Here is a 21,122-nt window from a genome sequence, read left to right as displayed (position 1 = left end):
CGCATCTGCGGAGACACGCGTGACATCGCTCCGGATCCGCGACGCCGCCTCGTTGCTGGGGGTCAGCGACGACACGGTCCGTCGCTGGATCGACCAGGGGCTGCTGCACGCCGGCAAGGACTCCGCCGGCCGCAAGACCGTCGACGGCCGCGAGCTGGCGGAATTCGCCCGCGCTCAGGCCGATGCCGGTCCCGATCCGCTCGGGGTGGGCAGTTCCGCCCGCAACCGCTTCGTCGGGCTGGTCACGCGCGTGGTCTCCGACACCGTCATGTCGCAGGTGGAGATGCAGTGCGGTCCGCACCGGATCGTCTCGCTCATGAGTACCGAGGCCGTGGACGAGCTCGGTCTCGAGCCGGGCAGCATCGGTGTGGCCGTCGTCAAGGCGACCACCGTCATCGTCGAGACACCCGGAGGGGCCGAATGAGGTGCCGGGCGCTCGCCGCGCTCGCTGCCGCTCTCACCGCTGCGGCACTGACGTCGTGCGGCACCGGCGGCGGTTCGGATGTGCTCACCGTCTATGCAGCGGCCTCGCTCCGGGCACCGTTCACCGAGATCGCCGAACGATTCGAGGAGGCGAACCCCGGAGTGACGGTGGAATTCTCGTTCGCCGGCTCGTCCGATCTCGGGACCCAACTCGAGCAGGGCGCACCGGCCGACGTCTTCGCCTCCGCCGACACCCGGACGATGGACGCCGCCGTCGCGTCCGGACTCGTTGCCGGTGAACCGATCCCGTTCGCAACCAACACGCTCGCGATCGTCACCGAACCGGGGAATCCGGAGAACATCACCTCGCTCGACGACCTCACCGGCGACGGTCTCTCGGTGGTCGTGTGCGCACCCCGGGTGCCGTGCGGGGCGGCCACCGAGCGGCTCGAGGAGGCTTCCGGTGTCGAACTCGCGCCGGTGTCCGAGGAGTCGTCGGTGACCGACGTGCTCGGCAAGGTCACCTCCGGCCAGGCCGACGCCGGTCTGGTCTACGTCACGGATGCAATGGGCGCCGGGGAGAAGGTCACCGTCGTCCCCGCCCCGGAAGCCGCGGAGATCGTCAACGTCTATCCCGTTGCGACACTGAAGGATTCCCGATATCACGATCGTGCCGACGCCTTCGTGCGCTTCGTCACCGGCACCGACGGCCGAACCGTCCTGGCCGACGCGGGATTCGGTGCACCGTGACCGCGACGGGACTGCCCCGGTGGTTGTTCGTCCCCGCGACGCTGGGGTTGCTGTTCGTGGTCGTGCCCCTGGTGGCGATGCTGCTCACCGTCGACTGGGCGACCTTCCCTTCACTCGTGACGTCCCCGGCGTCCCTCGACGCGCTCTTCCTGAGCCTGCGTACCTCCGCGGCTGCCATGATCCTGTGCATCCTGCTCGGTGTTCCCCTTGCAGTAGTACTGGCGCGCAGCAGCTTCCGGTGGATATCGGTGGTCCGCGGGTTCGTCCTGCTGCCCCTCGTTCTGCCCCCGGTCGTCGGTGGCGTCGCCCTGCTCTACACCTTCGGTCGTCGCGGGCTGATCGGTGAGCATCTCGACGCGCTCGGGATCCACATCGCCTTCACCACCACGGCAGTCGTGCTCGCACAGACCTTCGTCGCACTGCCCTTCCTCGTCACGAGTCTCGAAGGTGCGCTGCGCAGCGCGGGATCACGCTACGAGGACGTCGCGGCGACACTCGGGGCACGTCCCACGACGGTCTTCCGGCGCATCACCCTGCCCCTCGTGCTGCCGGGCCTGGTCTCCGGATCGGTACTCGCTTTCGCCCGCGCTCTGGGCGAATTCGGCGCGACCCTCACCTTCGCCGGCAGCCTGCAGGGTGTGACGCGCACGTTGCCCCTCGAGATCTACCTGCAGCGGGAGACCGATCCCGACGCCGCCGTCGCGCTGTCGCTCGTGCTGATCCTGGTGGCCGTCGTGATCGTCGTGGCCGTGTACTCGCGGCGGGAGGACCGTCCGCTGTGAGCCTGACGGTGCGGGCCCGGGTCACCGCACGCGACGTCGACATTGATCTCGAGGTCGCGCAGGGGGAGATCGTCGCGGTGCTGGGCCCCAACGGAGCCGGCAAATCGACGCTGCTGGGTGTGGTGTCCGGCCTGTTGCGTCCCGATGCGGGTCGTGTGGAACTCGACGGTCGCGTGCTCACCGACACCGCGACCGGCGTCACCGTCGCACCGCACGACCGGTCGGTGGTGCTGCTCGCCCAGCAGGCCCTGCTCTTCCCGCACCTGACGGTCGCGGGCAATGTCGAGTTCGCACCGCGCAGTGCGGGTGCGGGTCGGCGTGAGGCCCGTGTCCGCGCCGTGAGATGGCTGCGGGAGGTCGATGCCGCAGGACTCGCCGATCGCCGTCCATACGAACTGTCGGGTGGACAGGCCCAGCGGGTCGCGCTCGCGCGTGCCCTCGCGGCCGAACCGCACCTGTTGCTGCTCGACGAGCCGATGGCCGCCCTCGACGTCACGGCGACACCGGTGCTGCGGTCGTTGCTGCGACGCGTCCTGCGCGACAGTGGACGCACCGCGCTGCTCGTCACCCACGATCCGCTCGACGTGCTCGCCCTCGCCGATCGGGTGATCGTGATCGAGGCGGGGCGGATCGTCGAGGACGGGCCGGTGCGCCGTGTGCTCACGCGACCGCGCAGCGCCTTCGCCGCCCGCATCGCAGGGACCAACCTCGTCACCGGAACCGTGCGAGGTGAGGCGCTGGAATCCGCGAACGGTCTCGTCCACGGTCGGGTCCACGACGACTGCGTCCCGGGCACTGCTGCCGTCGCCGTCTTCGCGCCGTCGGCGGTCGCCGTCTACACCGACGCACCGCACGGGAGCCCCCGCAACGCGCTGCGCGTGAGGATCGCGGAACTCGAGGCGCAGGGGTCGACGGTGCTCGTGCGCTCGGATACGGGTATCGCCGCGGAGATCACGACGGCGGCGCTCGCCGACCTCGACGTCCATCCGGGCGACTCCGTGTGGTTCGTCGTCAAGGCCACGGAGGTGGGAATCCACCCGGCCGCGCTGCGCGCGTGATCGCTACTGCCGCGCTGCGCGCGTGATCGCTACTGCCGCGTGCGGCGCACGGCGAGCACGGCGACGAGCCCGATCAGGTAGACGACCCCACCTGCGACGGCCAGTTCGGGCGTGCGGCCGTCGGGATCGATGACGAAGGCCGCCACGACGATCGCGCCGAGGAAGGCGATGTTGAAGACGGTGTCCTGCAACGCGAAGACCCGTCCTCGGCGCGCGTCGTCGATGTCGATCTGCATCGCTGCGTCGCCGGTGAGTTTGATGGTCTGACCGGCGAGACCGAGCAGGAAGGCCGCGACGAGCAGCGGCCCGGCCGACACGGTGGTGACGAAGGCGAACTGCACGATCGCGGCGGCGGTCAACCCGACGGTGACGGTGCGCGGCCGGCCCAGTCGAGGGATCAGGATCGGTGCGAGCACCGCTGCCAAGAGCATGCCGGCGGCGGTGCAGGCGACCGCGACACCGAATCCGGAGAATCCGCCGAGCAGGTCGGAGTCGTTCTCCCCGGCCGGAGCGCCGGAGTCGTCACCCGCAGCACGCAGGACGAGCACCATGATGAGCGTGTCGATGCCGAACACGATGCGGTGCGCGCCGATTCCGAGCATCGCGATCGTCACGCCCGGCGCTTCGAGGACGGCTCCCGCGCCGGTCCGCAGGCCCGACAGGACGGTGCGGACCACGGCCCGGGGACGTATTCCCTCGGGGCCGAGTGCATTCGCGGCGAATCCGGCTGCGGCGATCGCGCCGACGAGCGAACCGCTCACTCCGAGAAGGACGGCAGTGCCGGAGCCGGTGTCGCCTGCGCCCACGAATCCGATGGTCGCGACCGCCGTGGCGGCCCCGACCGCCGAGACACCGGAACCGACCGTCGCCATAACGGAATTGACCGGGACGAGCCATGATTGGGCCACGACGTGCGGGAACGAGGCCGAGACGCCCGCCAGGACGAATCTGCTCACGCCGACGGCGGCGAGCGCGAACAGCATGAGCGGGGTCTGCGGTCCCCCGAGGAGCAACACGGCCGCGGCCGCCGCGATGAACACTCCGCGGAGCAGGTTGGCCCACACGAGGACGAGACGCCGGTCCCACCGGTCGAGCAGGGCGCCGGCGAACGGACCGATCACCGAGTACGGCAACAGCAGCACGGCGAAGCCTGCCGCGATCGTCACGGGGTCGGTGTGACGTTCGGGGTTGAACAGGATCGCCCCGCCGAGTGCGGCCTGGAACAGTCCGTCGCCGAACTGGCTCGCGAACCGCACCCCGGTCAGTCGTACGAGACCCGGCGAGTTCCGCAGGGCGGTCGCGGTCGATCGCCACGCCCGCTGCCTGGACTGCTGCCTGGAGTCTCGCACAACTCCCGACACTATCCGTTGTGACCGGTCGGGTCCGGTCGGGCGCTCGACCACGGCCGTGACCTGGGCCGTTACGGCCGGCGCGGTGCCGCGCGACTCACCCGCGGGCGCGCCACCACGCGACGGTTGCTGCCGCCGCTTCGTCGAGCGGGGTGGGTGACAGGCCGAGTACCTGTTCGGTGCGGGTCGAGTCCATGACGAACGGAGCGGTGAACTGGTAGAGCATCTCCGCGAGTTCCTTCATGTCCCGGTTCACGACGCCCCCGGCCCGCAGCAGCCAGGACGGGATCGTCCCCACCGCGGGCGCGGGCAGGCCGGCGGCCCGGGCGAAGGCGGTGGCGATCTCACGCTGTGTTACGGCCTGTCCGGTGGGTGCGTGGATCACGGTGTTCCACACCGCCGGCTCCCCCGCAGCTGCGATCATCGCCGCGGCCAGGTCGGGCACGTAGGTGAACGAGTGCGGGAGGTCGGCCGAACCGAGCACCCGCACCTTCCTGCCGGCGAGCACGGTGGGCACCATGCGTTCTCCGGCCATCGCGCTCCGTGCCCGCGGACCGAAGAAGTCCGATGCCACGACGCTCACCGTCGGTGCGCGATGGGCGGCGCGGGCCGCGAGGAGCTGCCGCCGGACGCCGCGCTTGCCGGTGTCGGCCTCACGGGGTGAGTCCTCGGTCATGACGCGGTCGGGTTCGCTGTACGAGTAGAGGCTCTCGGGGAAGACGACGACCGTCTTCTCCGACAGGTTCGCGGCGGCGTCGAGGACGACGCGCTCGGCGACGGGGAGTTCGCGTGCCCACACGTCGGCGCGGTAGGCCGAGCCGTGGACGCACATGTACACGGCGTCGGTGGGAAGTCCGTCCTCGTCGACGAGGGCTGCGGCGACGGCCTCGGGGTCGGTGGCATCGACGCGCAGGCGTTCGATACCCGGATCTTCCGGCCCGCTGCCCGATCGGGTGAGAACACGCACTCGATGTCCTTGTGCGGCAAGTTTTTCGGCGACGGTCCAGCCGACGGGTCCGGCTCCTGCGACCACCTGGAGATGCGACATGATTCCTCGATTCCGAAAAGTGTGAGCAGTGCTCTCTGATGGCTTCGACGATCCTCCATGTAGACGCGCTTGTCAAGAGCAGTGCTCTCGTTTGTTGACGGTGCTCTCTGTTTGACGGCAGAATGGCCGGGTGACGACACCACGGGCGCGCGCACGCGCACAGACGATGGCCGACATCCTCCGGATCGGCCGCGAACATCTCGGCACCCACGGAGCGGCGGCGCTGTCGCTGCGTGCCGTCGCCCGCGACCTGGGTGTCGTCTCCTCCGCCGTCTACCGCTACGTCTCGAGCCGCGACGAGCTGCTCACCCTCCTCGTCGTCGACGCCTACGACGAACTCGGCGACAGTGTCGACCGAGCCGTCGACGCGGTCGACCCCTCCGACCACCGCGAACGGTTCCTCACCCTCGGCCGTGCCGTGCGCTCGTGGGCGTTGGCCGAACCCGCCCGCTACGGGTTGCTGTACGGCAGCCCGGTGCCCGGCTACGCCGCCCCCGCCGAACGCACCACCGCACCCGGTATCCGCGTGGTCCTGCGACTGGCCCGGATCGTGGACGAGGCCCACGCCGCGGGTGTACTGGACGACACGGCCGGTACCCCACCGCCGGAGAACCTGGGGGAACCGCTGGGCCGGATCAGGGAGGAATTCTCCCTCACCGCCCCGGATTCCGTACTGGCACGCGGTCTCTGGGCATGGCCGTCACTGTTCGGGTCCGTGAGCTTCGAGGTCTTCGGGCAGTACGGCCCCGACACATTTCCGGACCGTGAGGTCCTGTTCGAACATCATCTCACCTTGTTGGCACAGACCGTTGGGTTCCACCCCACGCGCCGGTGACGGCGGTGACAGAATGGCTGACGTGGCGCAGCATCAGGACGAACCCGAGGACCGCACCGCACCCTCGACACCCAGGGTGCGGGCCGGCAGCCTGCTCGTCTCCGCCACCGATCTCACCGAGCCGATCTTCCGCCGCACCGTCGTCTACATCATCGAGCACACCGACGCGGGCAGCTTCGGTGTCGTCCTGAACCGCATCAGCGACACCTCCGTCGACGCCATGCTGCCGCAGTGGTCGTGGCTCGCCGCCGAACCGAAGACCCTGTTCGTGGGCGGCCCCGTCCACCGCAGTTCGGCACTGTGCCTCGGCACGCTGCGGGTGGGGGCCGACATCACCGACGTCCCCGGCATCCGCCACGTCGACGGCCGAGTGGTGATGATCGACCTCGACGCCGATCCCGGGCACATCGCCCACTATGTCGAGGGTGTGCGGATCTTCGCGGGATACGCGGGGTGGAGCGCAGGTCAGCTCGACGGCGAACTGCGCAACGACGACTGGATGGTGGTCTCGGCACTGCCCGCGGACGTGCTCGCCCCCGCGCACCTCGACCTGTGGGCGAGGGTGCTGCGCCGGCAGCCGCTGCCGATGGCGTTGCTCGCGACCCACCCGATCGAGGTCGAACGCAACTGAGTCCCGGCGGACGACCGGGACCGGTCAGCGGGCGTCGGCGAGAGTGTTGATCGCGCCGGCCATCTCCTCGGCCCTCGTTGCGGTCACGGTGAATTCGTGTCCCGACGCCGTGGTCACCACGACCGCCGGTCCGGTGCGCGTGACCAGGCCGTACCGTTTGCCACCCTTGGCCCGCAGCCCCCAGCCGCCCCAGTCCTGGAACGGGCGGGTCTCGGTGACCTTCGCGCCGACGATCTCGTCGAGGTCGTATCCGAGCGCGTCGGTGGCCAGATTCGACACCCGGATCCCGTCCGCGTCGACCACCACCGTGTAGCGCAGCAGACCCAGCACGAGCAGACCGACGGGTGCGATCAGGCCCAGCGGCCACCAGCTCTGCGTCGCACCGCACACGACGAGTGCAGGGATCAGGACGAGCAGCGACAGTCCCGCCGTGGTGCCCGCACCGGTGCCCACCTGCTCGACGATCGGCAGCTCGGCGCGACCACGCGGCAGTGACGGATCCGGAGCGGCGGTCGCCGCCTTCCGCTCCCGGCCGTCGCGCAGGAGCCGTCCCCCGAACCAGCCCACCGCGACACCCGCCCACATGCCGAGCACCGCCGGCCGACCCTCCAACGCGGCCTGCGTGGCGTCGGTCGTGTCGAGCTGCCCGGCGAGACCGGCCAGGAACAGCGCGGTGATCGTCCCGGTGACCCCGAGACCGACCGCGAGCATGTAGCGGCGCATGAGCAGTTGCGCCTGTGCGAGCGCGGCGATCGCACAGCACCCACCCCCGACGAGCACGATCAGCAGGGCGGCGGTCCACGCCGAGGTCATGGGCGGGCCGAACGAATCGGGGGCCGTGCCCGACCAGTGCGTGGCAATTTCACCGGGCAACCGTGGAAGCCACGAACGGGTGAGCACGAGTACGGCCACGGCACACAGCAACGGAACGACCAGCCCGAGCAGCACACCCACGGGGTCGACCTGACGCGTCGTCATGGGCTCAGCCTAGGGTGCGGGCCTCCACCGGGCCGTCCTCGTTCCGCTCTCGCCGAACCGTCAGGCGGTCGGCTCGCACGCCCCGCGCAGGCTGCACGCGCCGCACGAGGTACCGCAGCCGGCCGTCTCCTCCGGCTTGGTCGCCGCAGCGACCCGCGCTGCGACGGATCCGCCGGCTCCGGCGGTGATCAGGGCGGCCACCACGGTGACGACGACCGCGATGATCCCGGCGACGGTGGGCAGGGTCAGCGACGCGACTCCACCGAGGGCGAGGAGCACCGCGGACCCGAGCATGCTGGGCGCGGCGACCTTGTTGGCCAGCGTGAAGGCGTCGTCGTCACGCAGCGCGTCGGGGGTGCGCACACCGGCCCAGCGGTTGCGCGGGAGCTTGCCGGTCAGTGCCGCGACACCCACCGCGCCGACGACGAGAGCGAGCACGAAGAGCAGGACAGCGACGATGAGCACCCGACCAGGATACGCGGCCGGTGGTGCCACCGGTCTGCGCGGGTGCGGGCACGTTCTACCCTGGTAGGAGCACTCACACGCCCGGCCGAGTAGATAGTGATCACCGTGACCCGTCCCGAACAGACCTCCCAGCACGAACCCGGCAGCACTCCGCAGCATCGGTACACCGCCGAGCTTGCGGGGCGGATCGAGCAGCGCTGGCAGGAGCTCTGGCGCGAGCGCGGCACCTTCCACGCCCCCAATCCGGTGGGCGATCTCGCCGGCGAGGTGCCCTCCGACAAGCTCTTCGTGCAGGACATGTTCCCGTACCCCTCGGGCTCGGGCCTGCACGTGGGGCACCCGCTCGGGTACATCGCCACCGACGTGTACGCGCGCTTCAACCGCATGCAGGGCCGCAACGTGCTGCACACCCTCGGTTACGACGCCTTCGGCCTGCCGGCCGAGCAGTACGCCGTGCAGACGGGCACGCACCCGCGCACGACCACCGAGGCCAACATCACGAACATGAAGCGGCAGCTCTCCCGGCTCGGTCTCGGGCACGACGAGCGTCGCTCGGTCGCGACGACCGACGTCGACTTCTACCGGTGGACGCAGTGGATCTTCCTGACGATCTACAACGCCTGGTACGACCGCGAGGCCGGCCGGGCGCGCCGCATCTCCGAACTCGAGGCCGAGTTCGCCGACGGCACGCGTCGTCCCGAGGACGGACGTGACTGGGCGTCGCTGTCGGAGGGTGAGCGCGCCGACGTCATCGACTCGTACCGCCTGGTGTACCGGTCGGATTCGCTCGTCAACTGGTGCCCGGGCCTGGGCACGGTGCTCGCGAACGAGGAGGTCACGGCCGACGGCCGCTCCGAGCGCGGCAACTTCCCGGTCTTCCGGAAGAACCTGCGGCAGTGGATGATGCGGATCACCGCCTACTCCGACCGCCTGATCGACGATCTCGAGCACCTGGACTGGACCGACAAGGTCAAGTCCATGCAGCGCAACTGGATCGGGCGTTCGCACGGTGCCCAGGTGAAGTTCGCCGTCGCCGACCACGACTCGGCGATCGAGGTGTTCACGACCCGGCCCGACACCCTGTTCGGTGCCAGCTACGTGACCCTCGCGCCCGAGCACGAACTCGTCGACCGGATCGTCGGTGCGTCCTGGCCCGAGGGTGTCGACGAGCGCTGGACCGGCGGTGCCGCCGATCCGGCCGCCGCGGTTGCCGCCTACCGCGCGTCGATCGCCGCGAAGTCCGATCTCGAGCGGCAGGAGTCGAAGGAGAAGACCGGTGTGTTCCTCGGCGCCTACGCCGTGAACCCGGTCAACGGCGAGCGACTGCCGATCTTCATCGCCGACTACGTCCTCACCGGCTACGGCACCGGCGCGATCATGGCCGTTCCGGGCCACGACCAGCGCGACTGGGAGTTCGCGACCGCCTTCGGTCTGCCCATCCGCGAGGTCATCTCCGGCGGCGACGTCACCACCGAGGCGTACACCGGCGACGGTGTGCTGGTGAACTCCGGCCTGCTCGACGGTCTCGACGTCGCCGAGGCGAAGAAGACGATCGTCGCGAAGCTCGAGGAGGAGGGCACCGGGCGCGGCACCATCCAGTACAAGCTGCGCGACTGGCTGTTCGCGCGGCAGCGGTACTGGGGCGAGCCCTTCCCGATCGTCTACGACGAGCAGGGACGCGCTCACCCGCTGCCCGAATCCGCTCTGCCCGTGGAACTTCCGGAGGTGGAGGACTACGCGCCGGTCTCGTTCGATCCGGACGACGCCGACTCCGAACCGTCCCCGCCGCTCGCGAAGGCGGTCGACTGGGTGAACGTCGAGCTCGATCTCGGCGACGGCCTGAAGCGCTACACGCGCGACACCAACGTGATGCCGCAGTGGGCCGGCAGCTCGTGGTACCAGCTGCGCTACATCGACCCCACCAACTCGGAAGCCTTCTGCGACAAGGAGAACGAGGCATACTGGACCGGCCCGCGGCCGGAACTGCACGGCCCGAACGATCCGGGTGGCGTCGACCTGTACGTCGGCGGTGTCGAGCACGCGGTGCTGCACCTGCTGTACGCGCGGTTCTGGCACAAGGTGCTCTTCGACCTCGGGTACGTCACTTCCTCGGAGCCGTACCGTCGCCTGTTCAACCAGGGCTACATCCAGGCCTATGCCTACACCGACTCGCGCGGTGTGTACGTGCCGGCCGAGGAGGTCGTCGAGCGCGACGGCAAGTTCTACTGGACCGGCCCGGACGGTGAGCAGGAGGTCGCTCGCGAGTACGGGAAGATGGGCAAGTCGCTCAAGAATTCCGTCAGCCCCGACCAGATCTTCGACGAGTACGGTGCCGACACCCTGCGCGTCTACGAGATGTCGATGGGTCCGCTCGACCAGTCGCGTCCGTGGGCGACCAAGGACGTCGTCGGCGCGCACCGCTTCCTGCAGCGCGTGTGGCGTCTGGTGGTCGAGGAGGAGAGCGGTGCGCTGCGCGTCACCGACGACACCCCCGGCGACGACACGCTGCGGGCACTCAACAGGACGGTCGCGGGTGTGTCCGACGACTTCACCCACCTGCGCGACAACACGGCGATCGCCAAGCTCATCGAGTACACGAACCACCTGACGAAGCAGTACCCGTCGGGTGCGCCGCGCAGCGCCGTCGAACCGCTCGTGCTCATGCTCGGCCCGGTCGCCCCGCACCTCGCCGAGGAGATGTGGTCGCGTCTCGGACACACCGAATCGCTTGCGCACGGCCCGTTCCCGGTCGCCGACGAGAAGTGGCTCGTGGAGGACAGCGTCGAGTACCCGATCCAGGTCAACGGCAAGGTGCGCAGCCGCATCACCGTCCCGGCCGATGCCGCGCCCGACGCCATCGAGGCCGCTGCGCTCGCGGACGAGAAGATCGCCGACCTGCTCGGCGGTGCCGCACCGCGCAAGGTGATCGTGGTTCCCGGAAAGATGGTCAATGTCGTGAAGTAGCAACAGCTTCCGACAGACGAGACCCCGGTGCATCCTGTGCACCGGGGTCTCGTCGTCTCTGTGCTGTGCGCTCGAATTTCACCGAGAGCACTTCGCGCTCAGGGGTTCTTGTGTTCGATCTTCTCGAACTCGGCGACCTCGCCCGCATCGTGTGCGCGCTCCTCCGCCTCCTTCGCCTCGAGCTGCTTGGCGACGGCCTCCTTGAGGGAGACCTTGGCCGGCTCGGCGGCCTCCTCCTCGGCCTTGCTGATGCGCTCCTCGTCCTTCTTCTTCGCCGTCTCGGCGGCACGGCGCTTCGCGGCGGCCTCCTGATCGGCCTTCGCCGTCTCGGCGGCCTTCTTCTGCTCGGCTTCCTTCTCAGCCTGCTTCGCGCGTTCCTGCGCACGCTCCCGCGCCTGCTGGACCTCCTTCTCGCGGTCGCGCCGTGCAGCTTCCTGTTCGGCTTCGGCGCGCTCACGCGTCCGGCGGAGTTCGGCGTCCGCCGCGCGCTTCTCGGCCGCGGCCTGGGCGTCGAGCTTCTCCGCGCGCTTCACCGCTTCGGCGCGTTCGGTGGCGAGTGCCCCGCGCGTCGCGATCTCCTGATCGTCGAGCACGCTGCCGACGATGCCGTCCAGCATGCCCAGTCCCCGCTCGTACATCAGGCGCGGCGGGGCGTCGGTGGGCAGGAACCGCAACTGCTGCTCGAGCAGTCCCAGCGGAAAACGGGCGATCTTGTACTGCAGTCGCAGAACGCTCTTGGGCAGGGTGGTGAGGTTCATGGGCGCATCTCCAACTTCGATGGGGGTACAGCTCCGGTAGGGAATGTCGGTGGTGTTCGTCAGCGCTCCGGCTCGTCGGTCAAGGTGCGTTCGAGGGCTTCGGCCTTGCGGCGTTCCTCTTCGGCCTGGAGACGTGCACGTTCGGCGTCGTGGGAGGCGCGCCGGTGGTCCTCGTCGGCAGCCGCGACCTCGGCGGCGGCATCCGTGACCTGGTCGTTCTCCTCACGGCGTGCCTGCTGCTCGGCGGCGGTGGCCTCGCGGACGGCGTCGGACCGCCCTCGGACGATGTTCTCCTGACATTCGAGATCGGCGGCCTGTTTACGGATCCGTGCCTCCTGCTCGACCTGCGACTCGACGGCGTCGGTCCGCTGCTGCACGGCCTCGCGTTCCTGCTGTCCGGCCTCGCGGACGGCGTCGAGCTGCTCGACCGCCTCGTCGCTCTCGGCCTCGGCCATGTGCGAGAGTGTGTCGGCCTTCCTGGTCTGCCGGGCCTGCTCCTGCTCGAGTCGGCCTTCGGTGGTGAGGGAATCGTTGCCGGTCAGAGCGCCGGCGACCTCCTTCGCCTTGCCGAACACGGTCTGCTTCAACCCGAGGCGTGCCTTGTCGGCCGGACCAGGGCGAGCCCCGTCGGATGGACTGTCTTCGACCACGGTCATCTCCTTCCGTACGGGACACGAAGGGGACGGCCCCATGGAGTGGGGTAGCCCGGCACGGTCGGGTTCAATCCTCGAGAGGCTCGAGAGGGTGGATGTGCGTGCCGACGAAGTCGACGACATCGCCCAGGACCTCGTCCCGATTCGTCTCGTTGAAGACCTCGTGTCGTGCCCCGGGATAGGTCTTCGACGACGACCCGCGACCTGCCAGCGACGACCATCCGGTGGCGGTGCCGTCGAGGGGAACCAGCTGATCGTCCTCACCGTGCAGCCACAACACGGGCACGTCGTCGACGGCACCGGCGGCGGTGATCGTGTCGATGCAGGTCTTCAGCGCCTGCACGGTGGTGCGCTCGAACGGGCCGTGCCAGACGAGCGGGTCGGCCACATAGGCGCGACCCACCTCGGGATCGCGGGAGAGGGTGGACGGATCGATGGGGGTGTCGGGGATCTCCTCGGCCGCGAGCAGGGCGTCGACGGTGGCCCACCTGCCGAGGACCGGCCCGGACAGGACGACCGCGGTCAGCTCCGCTCCGTATCGCTGCGCGTACCGGGCGGCGATCATGCCGCCCATCGAGTGCCCGACGAGCACGACCGGCAGGTCGGGATGTTCGCGTCGCGCCGTGAGATCGAGCAGGCGGAAGTCGTCGACCACCTTCTCGAAGTCGTCGATCAGAACGCGTTCGCCGTCGCTGAGACCGTGACCGATGTGGTCCACCGCATAGACGGCGGCGCCGTCGGCGACCAGGCGCGCTGCCACGTATTCGTAGCGTCCGCAGTGCTCGCCGTAACCGTGGCACAGCAGCGCCACGTAGCGCGGGGTCTCGTCGACCCACTTGCGCGCTGCGAGGGCGCCGGCGTGTCCGTCGAGGGTGAAGGCGACAGCGTCGATCATCGGGTCTCCGATCGTTCCGGGTGATGGCGATGTCATCGTCCTCCGGCGCGGGGTCTTCCGAGTGGGAATCGTGAGTGCATCCGCGGAACCGGCCCACTACCGTCGATTGAAACGTGTTCCAGATTCGAACGAAGGAGACCTCATGTCACCGAGTCGGGACGCGATCCGCGCCACCGTCGAGAACTACGTGAAGTCCGTTGCCTCGGGCACCGTCGACGACGTCCTCGCCCTGTACGCACCGGGCGCGACCGTCGAGGATCCGGTCGGCACACCCGTCCGCGCGACCGAGGCCGAGATCCGCGAGTTCTACGGAGTGGTCGAACCACTCGCGCAGACCGGTGAGGTGATCACCCTCAAGATCGCGGAGAACAACGCCGCTTTCGTGTTCCGCCTGGTCACGCACCTAGGTGAGCAGGATCTGATCATGGAGGTCGTCGACGTGATGACCTTCGACGACGACGCGAGGATCACGAGCATGAGGGCGTTCTGGAGCCAGGAGGACATGCAGACCGTCCCCGCCTCCTGATGGGCAGCCGCATCGTCGAGGTCGATGGTTTCACGTGGAACATCGACGATCGGGGTGACGGGCCCGCGGTCGTCATGTGCCACGGATTTCCCGGACTGGGGTACAGCTACCGGCACCAGCTCGCGGCGCTCGTCGCCGCCGGATACCGTGCCGTCGCCCCCGACATGCCCGGCTACGGCCGCACCGGCCGGCCCCGGGAGGTCGAGGAGTACACGAACGTCGCGGTCGCCGATCGCCTCGTTCGGCTGCTCGACGTCCTCGGCATCGACAGCGCGGTCGTCGTCGGTCACGACTTCGGTGCGCCCGTCGCCTGGACGACGGCGCTGCGACATCCGGATCGCGTCGCCGGTCTCGTCCTGCTCGCGGTGCCCTACTCGCCCGACCGGATGCCGGTGCGACCGAGCGAGATCTTCCGCGGTCTCGCCGACAAGCATTTCCTCCACCTCCACTACTTCCAGGAACCGGGGGTCGCGGAAGCGGAACTCGATCCCCACCCGCGCGAATTCCTGCAGCGGTTGTTCTTCGCCCTCTCGGGCGGATACCGCTATCTCGATGTGTGGTCGCATCCGTCCGACGGACGCGGATATCTCGACGTGCTGCCCACCGCTCCCGACCTGCCGTGGGATTGGCTCGCCGACGACGAACTCGCCCACTACGCGGCCGAGTTCGCCCGCACCGGATTCCGCGGAGGCCTGTCCTGGTACCGCGCCTACGACGCGAACTGGGAGGCGTCGCGTCCCTACGAGGGTGCGAAAGTGCAGGTACCGACGCTGTTCGTGGCCGGCGACCGGGATCCGGTCATCGCGATGTCGGGACCGTCGGCGCTCGAACGGATGCGTGATTTCGTCCCCGATCTGCGCGGCGCCCACCTGCTCGAGGGCGCGGGGCATTTCGTGCAGATGGAACGTCGCGACGAGGTGAACGAGCTTCTCCTGAGCTTCGTCTCCGGGATCCGGATACCGACGAGAACCGCCGAACAGCACTTTCACCGGCGATCATCGACCTAGCATGACGGCGTGGCCAGCGACACGGTTCGTGGATTCGGTCTGGCACTCGCACTGACGGCACTGGTGGCGGGTGCCTGCTCGTCGGGCGGTTCGGTCGAGACGACGACGCCCGTGCACCTGCATGTCGCCACCGCGCAGGACGACCCGTGGACGCCGCGTCTCGTGCCACCCCAGGTGCCGGTCGCGGTGCCGCCCCCACCCCCCGAGGTCGTCGAGGACGGCGGCGACCCGGTCACCGCGACCGCCGGAACCCCGGCCGTCCCCGGTGATCGCCCCGCCCTCTACGGGGGAAGTCTCGACCGGCCCCTGTGCGACCGCGAAGCCCTCGTCCTCCATCTGGAAGAAGACCCGGACAAGGCCGAAGCGTGGCGCGGTGTTCTCGGCGTGCCCGACATCCGCGGCTACACCGACACCCTCACCGCGGTCCTCCTGCGCGCCGACACCCGGGTGACCATGCACGAGTACCGCGACGGTGCCGCGCGGCCCGTGCAGTCGCTGCTGGAGCGCGGCACGATCGTCCTCGTCGATGAACTCGGCGTTCCGCGCGTGCGGTGCGTGCGCGGCAATCCGCTGTCCGCGCCGGTGCTCACCGGCAACGACGAACTCGAAGGCCCGAAATGGCCCGGCCTGAATGCCGAGCGGATGTTCGTCGTCCAGCCCGCCGCGACTCCCGTGCGGGAGCTGGAGGTCGTCGACATCACGACCGGTGCGATGGTCCCCGTGCCGGTCGGTGAGGCACTGCCGAAGACCACGGCTCCGGCCGCACCGGAGACCACGGAGGAAACCCGGCCGGAGACCGAGGCGCTGCAGGCACCCGTTCCCGCACCGCGACGCGCTCCGGTGCCGGAAGCCGCAGCACCGCCGCCACCGCCGCCACCCGCTCCGGAACCGCCGCCGCCACCCGCTCCGGAACCACCGCCACCGCCGCCGGCTCCGGAACCGCCCCCGGTGGTGGCACCGGCCCCGGCACCTCCGCCGGCGCCGCGGGCTCCCGCGCCGCCACCGCCGCAGATCCAGATCCAGATCCCGGGCGCTCCCCCGGTGGTGATCCCACTGCCCTTCTGAATCGTCAGTCGTTCCGAGTCGTCAGCGAGGACGCAGGACGACCTCGGTGGGGTGGGCGTCGACCGGTGCCTCGACGACCTGCCGTACCGCGCGCGCCACCGTGCCGGGGCTGAGGAACTGCGACGGGTCGTACTCGCGACCCTCCGACGCGACGATTGCGCGTTGCATGTCGGTGTCGATCCGGCCCGGGTGGATCGAGGTGACCCGCAGTGCGGGTTCCTCCTCGCGCAGCGCGTCGCCGAACGCCCGCAACGCGAACTTGCTCGCGGCATAGGCACCCCACCCGGGGCGAGCGCGCAACCCCGCCCCCGAATTGATGAGCACCACGTGCCCGTTCGCGGCCCGCAGGGCAGGCAGCAACACCTGCGTCAGGGCGACCACGGCGACGACGTTGGCCTCGAACGTCTCGCGCCACTGCCGGAGCTCGCTGTCGGCGATCGTGCCCAGTTCGGCGACGCCCGCATTGTGGACGAGCACGTCGAGCCGGTCGATGTCGGCGGCGGCCGCGGCGACGGCGTCGTGGTCGAGCAGGTCCACGGGCCACGGCGTGGCGTCGGGCAGTTCCTCGAGGATCGCATCGAGCGACTCGCGACGTCGGCCGCCGAGGAGCAGATCGTGGGTGGGAGCGAGTTCGTGGGCGATCGCGGCGCCGAGACCGCGACCCCCTCCGGTGACGAGAGCTGTGGGGCGCATGATCACGAGCCTAGGAAGCCGAGGGCGGGGCGGCCACCGCACCGTGCTCGAGACCGGCCAGGATCTCGGCGAGCCGGTCGTCCGGCGGGGTCGACACCGCCGGGTCGCGAGGGAACCGGAGTTCGAGGAACGCCTTGGGTCGTGACAGCACGTATTCGCGCGCCAGATTCCTCAGCCGCGTGCGCGGTCGCACGTCGTTCGCGGCGCGGACTCCGGCGATGTCGATTCCCGCCCGCCGGCACAACGCCACCGCGCGCGAAAGGTGGAAGGCCTGGGTCGTGATCAATGCATGCCGCACGCCGTAGGTGGCGACGGCGCGCCGGGCGGTGTCGTAGGTGTCCAGACCGTACGGGTCGGCGACGATCCGTTCCCGGTTGACACCCTGCTCGACGAGATACGCGATCATCGCCGCGATCTCGTCGCCCGAGGTTCCCGCCCCGTCGCCCGAGACGAGCACGGCCTGCACCCGTCCCCGTTCCATCAACGCGACGGCGACGTCGAGACGGCTGCGGAGCACCCGCATCGGACGGCCCTCGTGCACCCGCGCGCCCGGCACGATCACCACCGGGGCGGGTGGTGCGTCGTCCACCTCGTAGATGAGGCCCTTCGCCTCGGACGCCACGCGGGCGGAGACGAGTGTCAGCGCGGACACCGCACCGACGGCCAGTGCGGAGACCGCACCGAGGAGGGACGACGGCCGGACGGATTCGAGCATGCGTCCCAGATTACGGACGCCCGGCGGCCACAATGGAGGGGTGGACCCCGTCGACGCACTCCGCGAAGTCGCCTTCTGGCTCGAACGCGAACACGCCGACACCTACCGTGTGCAGGCCTATCGACGCGCGGCGGAGGTGCTCGCCGACGTGAGCGACCACAAGCGGGAGGTTCTGCGGAAGACCGACTCGTGGACCGATCTGCCCGGCATCGGGAAGAAGACCGCCACCGTCATCCGCGAGTCGTTCGACGGAGTGCCCGCCTATCTCGAGCAGTTGCGCGAGGAGGCCGAACCGATCGGACGAGGCGCCCGCGACCTGCTCGAGTCCCTGCGCGGCGACCTGCACACCCACTCGAACTGGTCCGACGGCGGCAGCCCGATCGACGAGATGCACCGCGTCGCGTCGATGATGATCGGGCACGAGTACTTCGCTCTCACCGACCACTCCCCCCGTCTGAAGGTTGCGAACGGTCTGACCGCGGAGCGGCTGCGCTCGCAACTCGGCGTCGTCGCGCAGATCAACGGGAACGCCGATGGTGCAAGGATTCTCACGGGTATCGAGGTCGACATCCTCGACGACGGATCGCTCGACCAGGACGAAGGGCTGCTCGCCGAACTCGACGTCGTCGTCGCGAGCGTGCACTCGAACCTGCGGGCCGACCGGTCGGTGATGACGAAACGCATGCTGCGTGCGGCGGCGAATCCCCACGTCGACGTCCTCGGGCACTGCACCGGCCGGCTCGTCGGCGGGGGTCGCGGAAGCCGTCCCGAATCGAAGTTCGACGCCGAGAAGGTCTTCGCCGCGTGTCGCGATCACGACACCGCCGTCGAGATCAACTGCCGGCCCGAACGCCGCGACCCGCCGTCGCGTCTCATCGATCTCGCACTCGGGATGGGTTGCCTGTTCTCCATCGACACCGATGCACATGCACCGGGACAACTCGATTGGCTCGGGTACGGTTGCGAACGTGCCGCCGAGCGGGGCGTCGAACCCGAACAGGTGATCAACACCTGGGAGGTCGACGACCTGCTGGCGTGGACCGACAGGTAGGGGATGCGCGTGGAACACGTCGACGTACTGATCGTGGGAGCCGGGCTGTCCGGCATCGATGCCGGTTACCGGCTGCAGACACAGTGCCCGGATTTGGGGTACGCCATCCTCGAGAGTCGCGACGCGATCGGCGGTACGTGGGATCTGTTCCGCTATCCCGGGATCCGGTCGGACAGCGACATGTACACGCTCGGATTCCCGTTCCGCCCGTGGCGGGGTGAGAAGTCCATCGCCGACGGCCCCGACATCCTGCAGTACATCCGCGACACCGCTGCAGAATTCGGCATCGACCGGCAGATCCGTTTCGGCCACAAGGTGATCGACGCATCCTGGTCGTCGGATGATGCCCGGTGGACGGTGCGTGCCTCGACCGGGCAGGGTACCGTCGAGATGTCCTGTTCCTTCCTCTATCTCTGCAGCGGCTACTACAGCTACGAGTCCGGATACCTCCCCGACATCCCCGGCCTGCAGGACTTCGCGGGTACGGTCGTACATCCGCAGTTCTGGCCCGAGGACCTCGATTACGAGGGGAAGAAGATCGTGGTGATCGGCAGCGGCGCCACGGCCGTCACTCTCGTGCCCGCGCTCGCGGAGAAGGCCGAACACGTGACGATGCTGCAACGCTCCCCCACCTACGTGATGTCGCTGCCGGCGCGCGACCCGATCGCGACGCGGATACGACGCCTGTTGCCCGACAAGGTGGCCCATCGCGCGGTGCGGACGAAGAACGTCGTGGTCAACCTCGGTTTCTACCAGTTCTGTCAGCGGTTCCCGTCGGCTGCGAAACGCGTGCTGCGCACTCTCACCGAACGTCGCCTGCGCGGCAGGATCCCGGTCGATCCCCACTTCTCACCGCGTTACGACCCGTGGGATCAGCGACTGTGCGTGGTCCCCGACTCCGATCTGTTCCGCACCCTGCGCGCCGGGAACGCCGAGATCGTCACCGACCGGATCGACACCGTCACCGAGAAGAGCGTCCGCCTCGAGTCCGGCCGCGAACTCGAGGCCGAGATCCTGATTCCCGCAACGGGTCTGCAACTGGTGCCCGCCGGGGGGATCGAGTTCGTCGTGGACGGGGAGAAGATCGACCTCTCCACCCGGTTCATCTACCGCGGGATGATGCTCGACGGCCTGCCCAATGCCGCGATGTGCCTCGGTTACACCAACGCGTCGTGGACCCTGCGCGCCGATCTCGCGTCCCTGTACGTGTGCCGGTTGCTGCGGTACATGCGCCGCAACGGCTACCGCTCGGCGGTGCCGAGGTATTCGGGCGACGGTCGCACCCGCCCGCTGCTCGGTCTCGACGCCGGCTACATCCACCGCGCGGAAGGTGCTCTGCCCAAGCAGGGTTCGCGCAGCCCATGGCTGATGCGGCAGAACTATCTCCTCGACCTGCCCACCATGCGGCTCGGGCGTGTCGACGAATCGATGCAGTTCACGCCCTGACGGTCAGCGCCGGCGCGCCGCCAGGTGGACGTCGGGAAAGCGATGGTCGGCGTCGGGACGGCCGACCGTCCGCCACACCTCGTCGAATCCGGCGTCGGACAAGGCCGCGGCGAGACGATCCGGGTGCCACCGCCAGGCCGGCGCCACCGCGTGGTCGAACTCGACCACCTCACCCGGCTCGTCGGTGGTCTGCCCCGCGACGAGCACCACGCCCCCGGGCGGGATCCTCTCCGCCCACCCGGCCAGGACCCTGGGGATCTCGAGCGGCGGAACGTGGATGAGGCTGAACCGCGCGATGATCGCGCTCGGAACCACACCGCGGAGATCGTCGGATGCGAGTCGCGCGTCGTCCCGCACGAATCGCAGGGCGGGGTGGGCGTCCCGCGCGATGCGCAGCATCTGCGTACTGGGATCGAGGCCGATCACGTCGAGTCCGCGTCCGGCGAGATCCGCGGCCACGTATCCGGGTCCGCAACCCACGTCCAGCACGACACCCTGCACCTGGCTCTGGCACACCATCTCGGCGAAGGCGGCGACGGTGTGGCGTTCGAGCGGCGTCAGGTACGGATCGGGGAACAGCTCGACGTACAGATCCGCGAGGACGTCGTATCCGGGCTGGGTCACCCCGGCATCGTACGACGGGCCGCGATGAGTTCGACCCCGTTCGCAGGTCCTATCCACGACGAGGCAGTCACCACAGGAGGGGATCCATGATCATCGTCGCAGGACATCTCACCGTCGACGCCGACAGGCGTGAGGCCTACCTGGCGACCTGCAGGGCCGCCGTCGAGGCGGCCCGCAGAGCGCCGGGCTGCCTCGACTTCGCCGTCACCGCCGACCTGATCGAACCCGATCGCGTCTGCATCTACGAACGGTGGGAGTCACGGGCACATCTCGACGACTTTCGCGGCAGCGGACCCGACGACGATCAGGCCCGGGAGATCCGGTCGATGGAGGTGTCCGAGTACCTCGTCCCGGACGTGCAGCCGACGAACGAGTAGTTCTCGTCGCGGATCCGGCCGGAGATCGA

23 protein-coding genes are annotated in these 21,122 nt (G+C 69.4%); 13 read left to right on the top strand and 10 right to left on the bottom strand.

Features of this window, described 5'->3' with window-relative positions; all coding sequences use genetic code 11:
• Positions 1-19 precede the first annotated feature (19 nt).
• The 4 genes from U9J23_RS24330 to U9J23_RS24315 are packed head-to-tail and all read left to right on the top strand — an operon-like array spanning position 20 to position 3,013.
• The gene (locus U9J23_RS24330; RefSeq protein ID WP_059381935.1) at positions 20-424 is read left to right on the top strand and encodes a TOBE domain-containing protein; all 405 of its coding nucleotides are present in this window, start codon (positions 20-22) and stop codon (positions 422-424) included.
• Positions 421-1,173: a molybdate ABC transporter substrate-binding protein gene (gene modA, locus U9J23_RS24325; RefSeq protein WP_059381934.1), complete on the top strand. Its 753-nt coding sequence runs from the start codon at positions 421-423 to the stop codon at positions 1,171-1,173. Before U9J23_RS24330 ends, modA begins: the two co-directional genes overlap by 4 nt.
• Positions 1,170-1,955, top strand: a complete 786-nt coding sequence (locus tag U9J23_RS24320; protein ID WP_326600840.1) for an ABC transporter permease — start codon at positions 1,170-1,172, stop codon at positions 1,953-1,955. The genes modA and U9J23_RS24320 overlap by 4 nt, the downstream gene beginning before the upstream one ends.
• Positions 1,952-3,013 carry a sulfate/molybdate ABC transporter ATP-binding protein gene (locus U9J23_RS24315; protein WP_059381932.1) on the top strand — a complete coding sequence of 354 codons (1,062 nt, stop codon included), beginning with the start codon at positions 1,952-1,954 and terminating at the stop codon, positions 3,011-3,013. The genes U9J23_RS24320 and U9J23_RS24315 overlap by 4 nt, the downstream gene beginning before the upstream one ends.
• Before the next feature lie 29 nt (positions 3,014-3,042).
• On the opposite strand, the gene U9J23_RS24310 is transcribed toward U9J23_RS24315, so the two are convergent.
• Both U9J23_RS24310 and U9J23_RS24305 read right to left on the bottom strand, forming a co-directional pair.
• Positions 3,043-4,362: an MFS transporter gene (locus U9J23_RS24310; protein WP_059381931.1), complete on the bottom strand. Its 1,320-nt coding sequence runs from the start codon at positions 4,360-4,362 to the stop codon at positions 3,043-3,045.
• A gap of 97 nt (positions 4,363-4,459) precedes the next feature.
• Positions 4,460-5,410: an NAD-dependent epimerase/dehydratase family protein gene (locus U9J23_RS24305; RefSeq protein WP_106200926.1), complete on the bottom strand. Its 951-nt coding sequence runs from the start codon at positions 5,408-5,410 to the stop codon at positions 4,460-4,462.
• Between the two features lie 166 nt (positions 5,411-5,576).
• Here U9J23_RS24305 and U9J23_RS24300 point away from each other — a divergent pair, with 166 nt between their 5' ends.
• Positions 5,577-6,245, top strand: a complete 669-nt coding sequence (locus U9J23_RS24300) for a TetR/AcrR family transcriptional regulator (RefSeq protein WP_059381929.1) — start codon at positions 5,577-5,579, stop codon at positions 6,243-6,245.
• A 13-nt stretch (positions 6,246-6,258) separates the two neighbouring features.
• A complete protein-coding gene (locus tag U9J23_RS24295; protein WP_326600839.1) occupies positions 6,259-6,876 on the top strand; it encodes a YqgE/AlgH family protein in 618 nt (205 codons plus the stop codon).
• Positions 6,877-6,900: 24 nt separating this feature from the next.
• On the opposite strand, the gene U9J23_RS24290 is transcribed toward U9J23_RS24295, so the two are convergent.
• Both U9J23_RS24290 and U9J23_RS24285 read right to left on the bottom strand, forming a co-directional pair.
• Positions 6,901-7,854, bottom strand: a complete 954-nt coding sequence (locus U9J23_RS24290) for a DUF1648 domain-containing protein (protein WP_326600838.1) — start codon at positions 7,852-7,854, stop codon at positions 6,901-6,903.
• A gap of 60 nt (positions 7,855-7,914) precedes the next feature.
• The gene (locus tag U9J23_RS24285) at positions 7,915-8,319 is read right to left on the bottom strand and encodes an SdpI family protein (protein WP_059381927.1); all 405 of its coding nucleotides are present in this window, start codon (positions 8,317-8,319) and stop codon (positions 7,915-7,917) included.
• Between the two features lie 96 nt (positions 8,320-8,415).
• Here U9J23_RS24285 and leuS point away from each other — a divergent pair, with 96 nt between their 5' ends.
• A complete protein-coding gene (gene leuS, locus U9J23_RS24280) occupies positions 8,416-11,283 on the top strand; it encodes a leucine--tRNA ligase (protein ID WP_059381926.1) in 2,868 nt (955 codons plus the stop codon).
• 98 nt (positions 11,284-11,381) lie between these two features.
• On the opposite strand, the gene U9J23_RS24275 is transcribed toward leuS, so the two are convergent.
• The 3 genes from U9J23_RS24275 to U9J23_RS24265 all read right to left on the bottom strand — a co-directional run bounded on the left by U9J23_RS24275 (position 11,382) and on the right by U9J23_RS24265 (position 13,589).
• Complete coding sequence (locus U9J23_RS24275) at positions 11,382-12,041, bottom strand: hypothetical protein (protein ID WP_059381925.1); 660 nt, start codon at positions 12,039-12,041, stop codon at positions 11,382-11,384.
• A gap of 59 nt (positions 12,042-12,100) precedes the next feature.
• Positions 12,101-12,697, bottom strand: a complete 597-nt coding sequence (locus U9J23_RS24270; RefSeq protein ID WP_085468646.1) for a CsbD family protein — start codon at positions 12,695-12,697, stop codon at positions 12,101-12,103.
• 64 nt (positions 12,698-12,761) lie between these two features.
• The gene (locus tag U9J23_RS24265) at positions 12,762-13,589 is read right to left on the bottom strand and encodes an alpha/beta hydrolase (RefSeq protein WP_059381923.1); all 828 of its coding nucleotides are present in this window, start codon (positions 13,587-13,589) and stop codon (positions 12,762-12,764) included.
• A gap of 142 nt (positions 13,590-13,731) precedes the next feature.
• Between U9J23_RS24265 and U9J23_RS24260 the strand changes: the two genes are divergently transcribed.
• From U9J23_RS24260 to U9J23_RS24250, 3 genes are read left to right on the top strand one after another with little or no spacing between them, the layout of a single operon-like run.
• Complete coding sequence (locus U9J23_RS24260; RefSeq protein WP_059381922.1) at positions 13,732-14,115, top strand: nuclear transport factor 2 family protein; 384 nt, start codon at positions 13,732-13,734, stop codon at positions 14,113-14,115.
• Positions 14,115-15,122 (top strand): alpha/beta fold hydrolase, encoded by a 1,008-nt coding sequence (locus tag U9J23_RS24255; protein ID WP_326600837.1) that lies wholly within the window; start codon positions 14,115-14,117, stop codon positions 15,120-15,122. Before U9J23_RS24260 ends, U9J23_RS24255 begins: the two co-directional genes overlap by 1 nt.
• A gap of 9 nt (positions 15,123-15,131) precedes the next feature.
• The gene (locus U9J23_RS24250) at positions 15,132-16,187 is read left to right on the top strand and encodes a DUF6777 domain-containing protein (protein WP_106200936.1); all 1,056 of its coding nucleotides are present in this window, start codon (positions 15,132-15,134) and stop codon (positions 16,185-16,187) included.
• Between the two features lie 21 nt (positions 16,188-16,208).
• Here U9J23_RS24250 and U9J23_RS24245 read toward each other — a convergent pair whose 3' ends face one another.
• Both U9J23_RS24245 and U9J23_RS24240 read right to left on the bottom strand, forming a co-directional pair.
• On the bottom strand, positions 16,209-16,880 hold the full coding sequence (locus U9J23_RS24245) for an SDR family oxidoreductase (protein WP_229583042.1): 672 nt from the start codon (positions 16,878-16,880) through the stop codon (positions 16,209-16,211).
• A gap of 10 nt (positions 16,881-16,890) precedes the next feature.
• Positions 16,891-17,595: a SanA/YdcF family protein gene (locus U9J23_RS24240; protein ID WP_039584416.1), complete on the bottom strand. Its 705-nt coding sequence runs from the start codon at positions 17,593-17,595 to the stop codon at positions 16,891-16,893.
• Between the two features lie 40 nt (positions 17,596-17,635).
• Between U9J23_RS24240 and U9J23_RS24235 the strand changes: the two genes are divergently transcribed.
• Complete coding sequence (locus U9J23_RS24235) at positions 17,636-18,646, top strand: PHP domain-containing protein (RefSeq protein ID WP_059381918.1); 1,011 nt, start codon at positions 17,636-17,638, stop codon at positions 18,644-18,646.
• Between the two features lie 3 nt (positions 18,647-18,649).
• Positions 18,650-20,092 (top strand): flavin-containing monooxygenase, encoded by a 1,443-nt coding sequence (locus tag U9J23_RS24230; protein WP_059381917.1) that lies wholly within the window; start codon positions 18,650-18,652, stop codon positions 20,090-20,092.
• A 3-nt stretch (positions 20,093-20,095) separates the two neighbouring features.
• On the opposite strand, the gene U9J23_RS24225 is transcribed toward U9J23_RS24230, so the two are convergent.
• Positions 20,096-20,716: a class I SAM-dependent methyltransferase gene (locus U9J23_RS24225; RefSeq protein WP_059381916.1), complete on the bottom strand. Its 621-nt coding sequence runs from the start codon at positions 20,714-20,716 to the stop codon at positions 20,096-20,098.
• 86 nt (positions 20,717-20,802) lie between these two features.
• On the opposite strand from U9J23_RS24225, the gene U9J23_RS24220 reads away from it, so the two are divergent.
• On the top strand, positions 20,803-21,093 hold the full coding sequence (locus U9J23_RS24220) for a putative quinol monooxygenase (protein WP_059381915.1): 291 nt from the start codon (positions 20,803-20,805) through the stop codon (positions 21,091-21,093).
• Positions 21,094-21,122: the final 29 nt, after the last annotated feature.

The sequence above is a fragment of the Rhodococcus sp. PD04 genome (genome assembly GCF_035918275.1).
Classification (GTDB): Bacteria; Actinomycetota; Actinomycetes; order Mycobacteriales; family Mycobacteriaceae; genus Rhodococcus; species Rhodococcus rhodochrous.
This window is presented reverse-complemented; position numbering and strand designations above follow the sequence as displayed.

Bases quoted from the DNA above. Each gene is read 5' to 3' on its own strand.
- modA (WP_059381934.1), top strand. From the start codon at position 421: ATGAGGTGCCGGGCGCTCGCCGCGCTCGCTGCCGCTCTCACCGCTGCG.
- U9J23_RS24305 (WP_106200926.1), bottom strand. From the start codon at position 5,410: ATGTCGCATCTCCAGGTGGTCGCAGGAGCCGGACCCGTCGGCTGGACC.
- U9J23_RS24300 (WP_059381929.1), top strand. From the start codon at position 5,577: ATGGCCGACATCCTCCGGATCGGCCGCGAACATCTCGGCACCCACGGA.
- U9J23_RS24295 (WP_326600839.1), top strand. From the start codon at position 6,259: ATGGCTGACGTGGCGCAGCATCAGGACGAACCCGAGGACCGCACCGCA.
- U9J23_RS24290 (WP_326600838.1), bottom strand. From the start codon at position 7,854: ATGACGACGCGTCAGGTCGACCCCGTGGGTGTGCTGCTCGGGCTGGTC.
- U9J23_RS24275 (WP_059381925.1), bottom strand. From the start codon at position 12,041: ATGAACCTCACCACCCTGCCCAAGAGCGTTCTGCGACTGCAGTACAAG.
- U9J23_RS24270 (WP_085468646.1), bottom strand. From the start codon at position 12,697: ATGACCGTGGTCGAAGACAGTCCATCCGACGGGGCTCGCCCTGGTCCG.
- U9J23_RS24265 (WP_059381923.1), bottom strand. From the start codon at position 13,589: ATGATCGACGCTGTCGCCTTCACCCTCGACGGACACGCCGGCGCCCTC.
- U9J23_RS24260 (WP_059381922.1), top strand. From the start codon at position 13,732: ATGTCACCGAGTCGGGACGCGATCCGCGCCACCGTCGAGAACTACGTG.
- U9J23_RS24255 (WP_326600837.1), top strand. From the start codon at position 14,115: ATGGGCAGCCGCATCGTCGAGGTCGATGGTTTCACGTGGAACATCGAC.
- U9J23_RS24245 (WP_229583042.1), bottom strand. From the start codon at position 16,880: ATGCGCCCCACAGCTCTCGTCACCGGAGGGGGTCGCGGTCTCGGCGCC.
- U9J23_RS24240 (WP_039584416.1), bottom strand. From the start codon at position 17,595: ATGCTCGAATCCGTCCGGCCGTCGTCCCTCCTCGGTGCGGTCTCCGCA.
- U9J23_RS24230 (WP_059381917.1), top strand. From the start codon at position 18,650: ATGCGCGTGGAACACGTCGACGTACTGATCGTGGGAGCCGGGCTGTCC.
- U9J23_RS24220 (WP_059381915.1), top strand. From the start codon at position 20,803: ATGATCATCGTCGCAGGACATCTCACCGTCGACGCCGACAGGCGTGAG.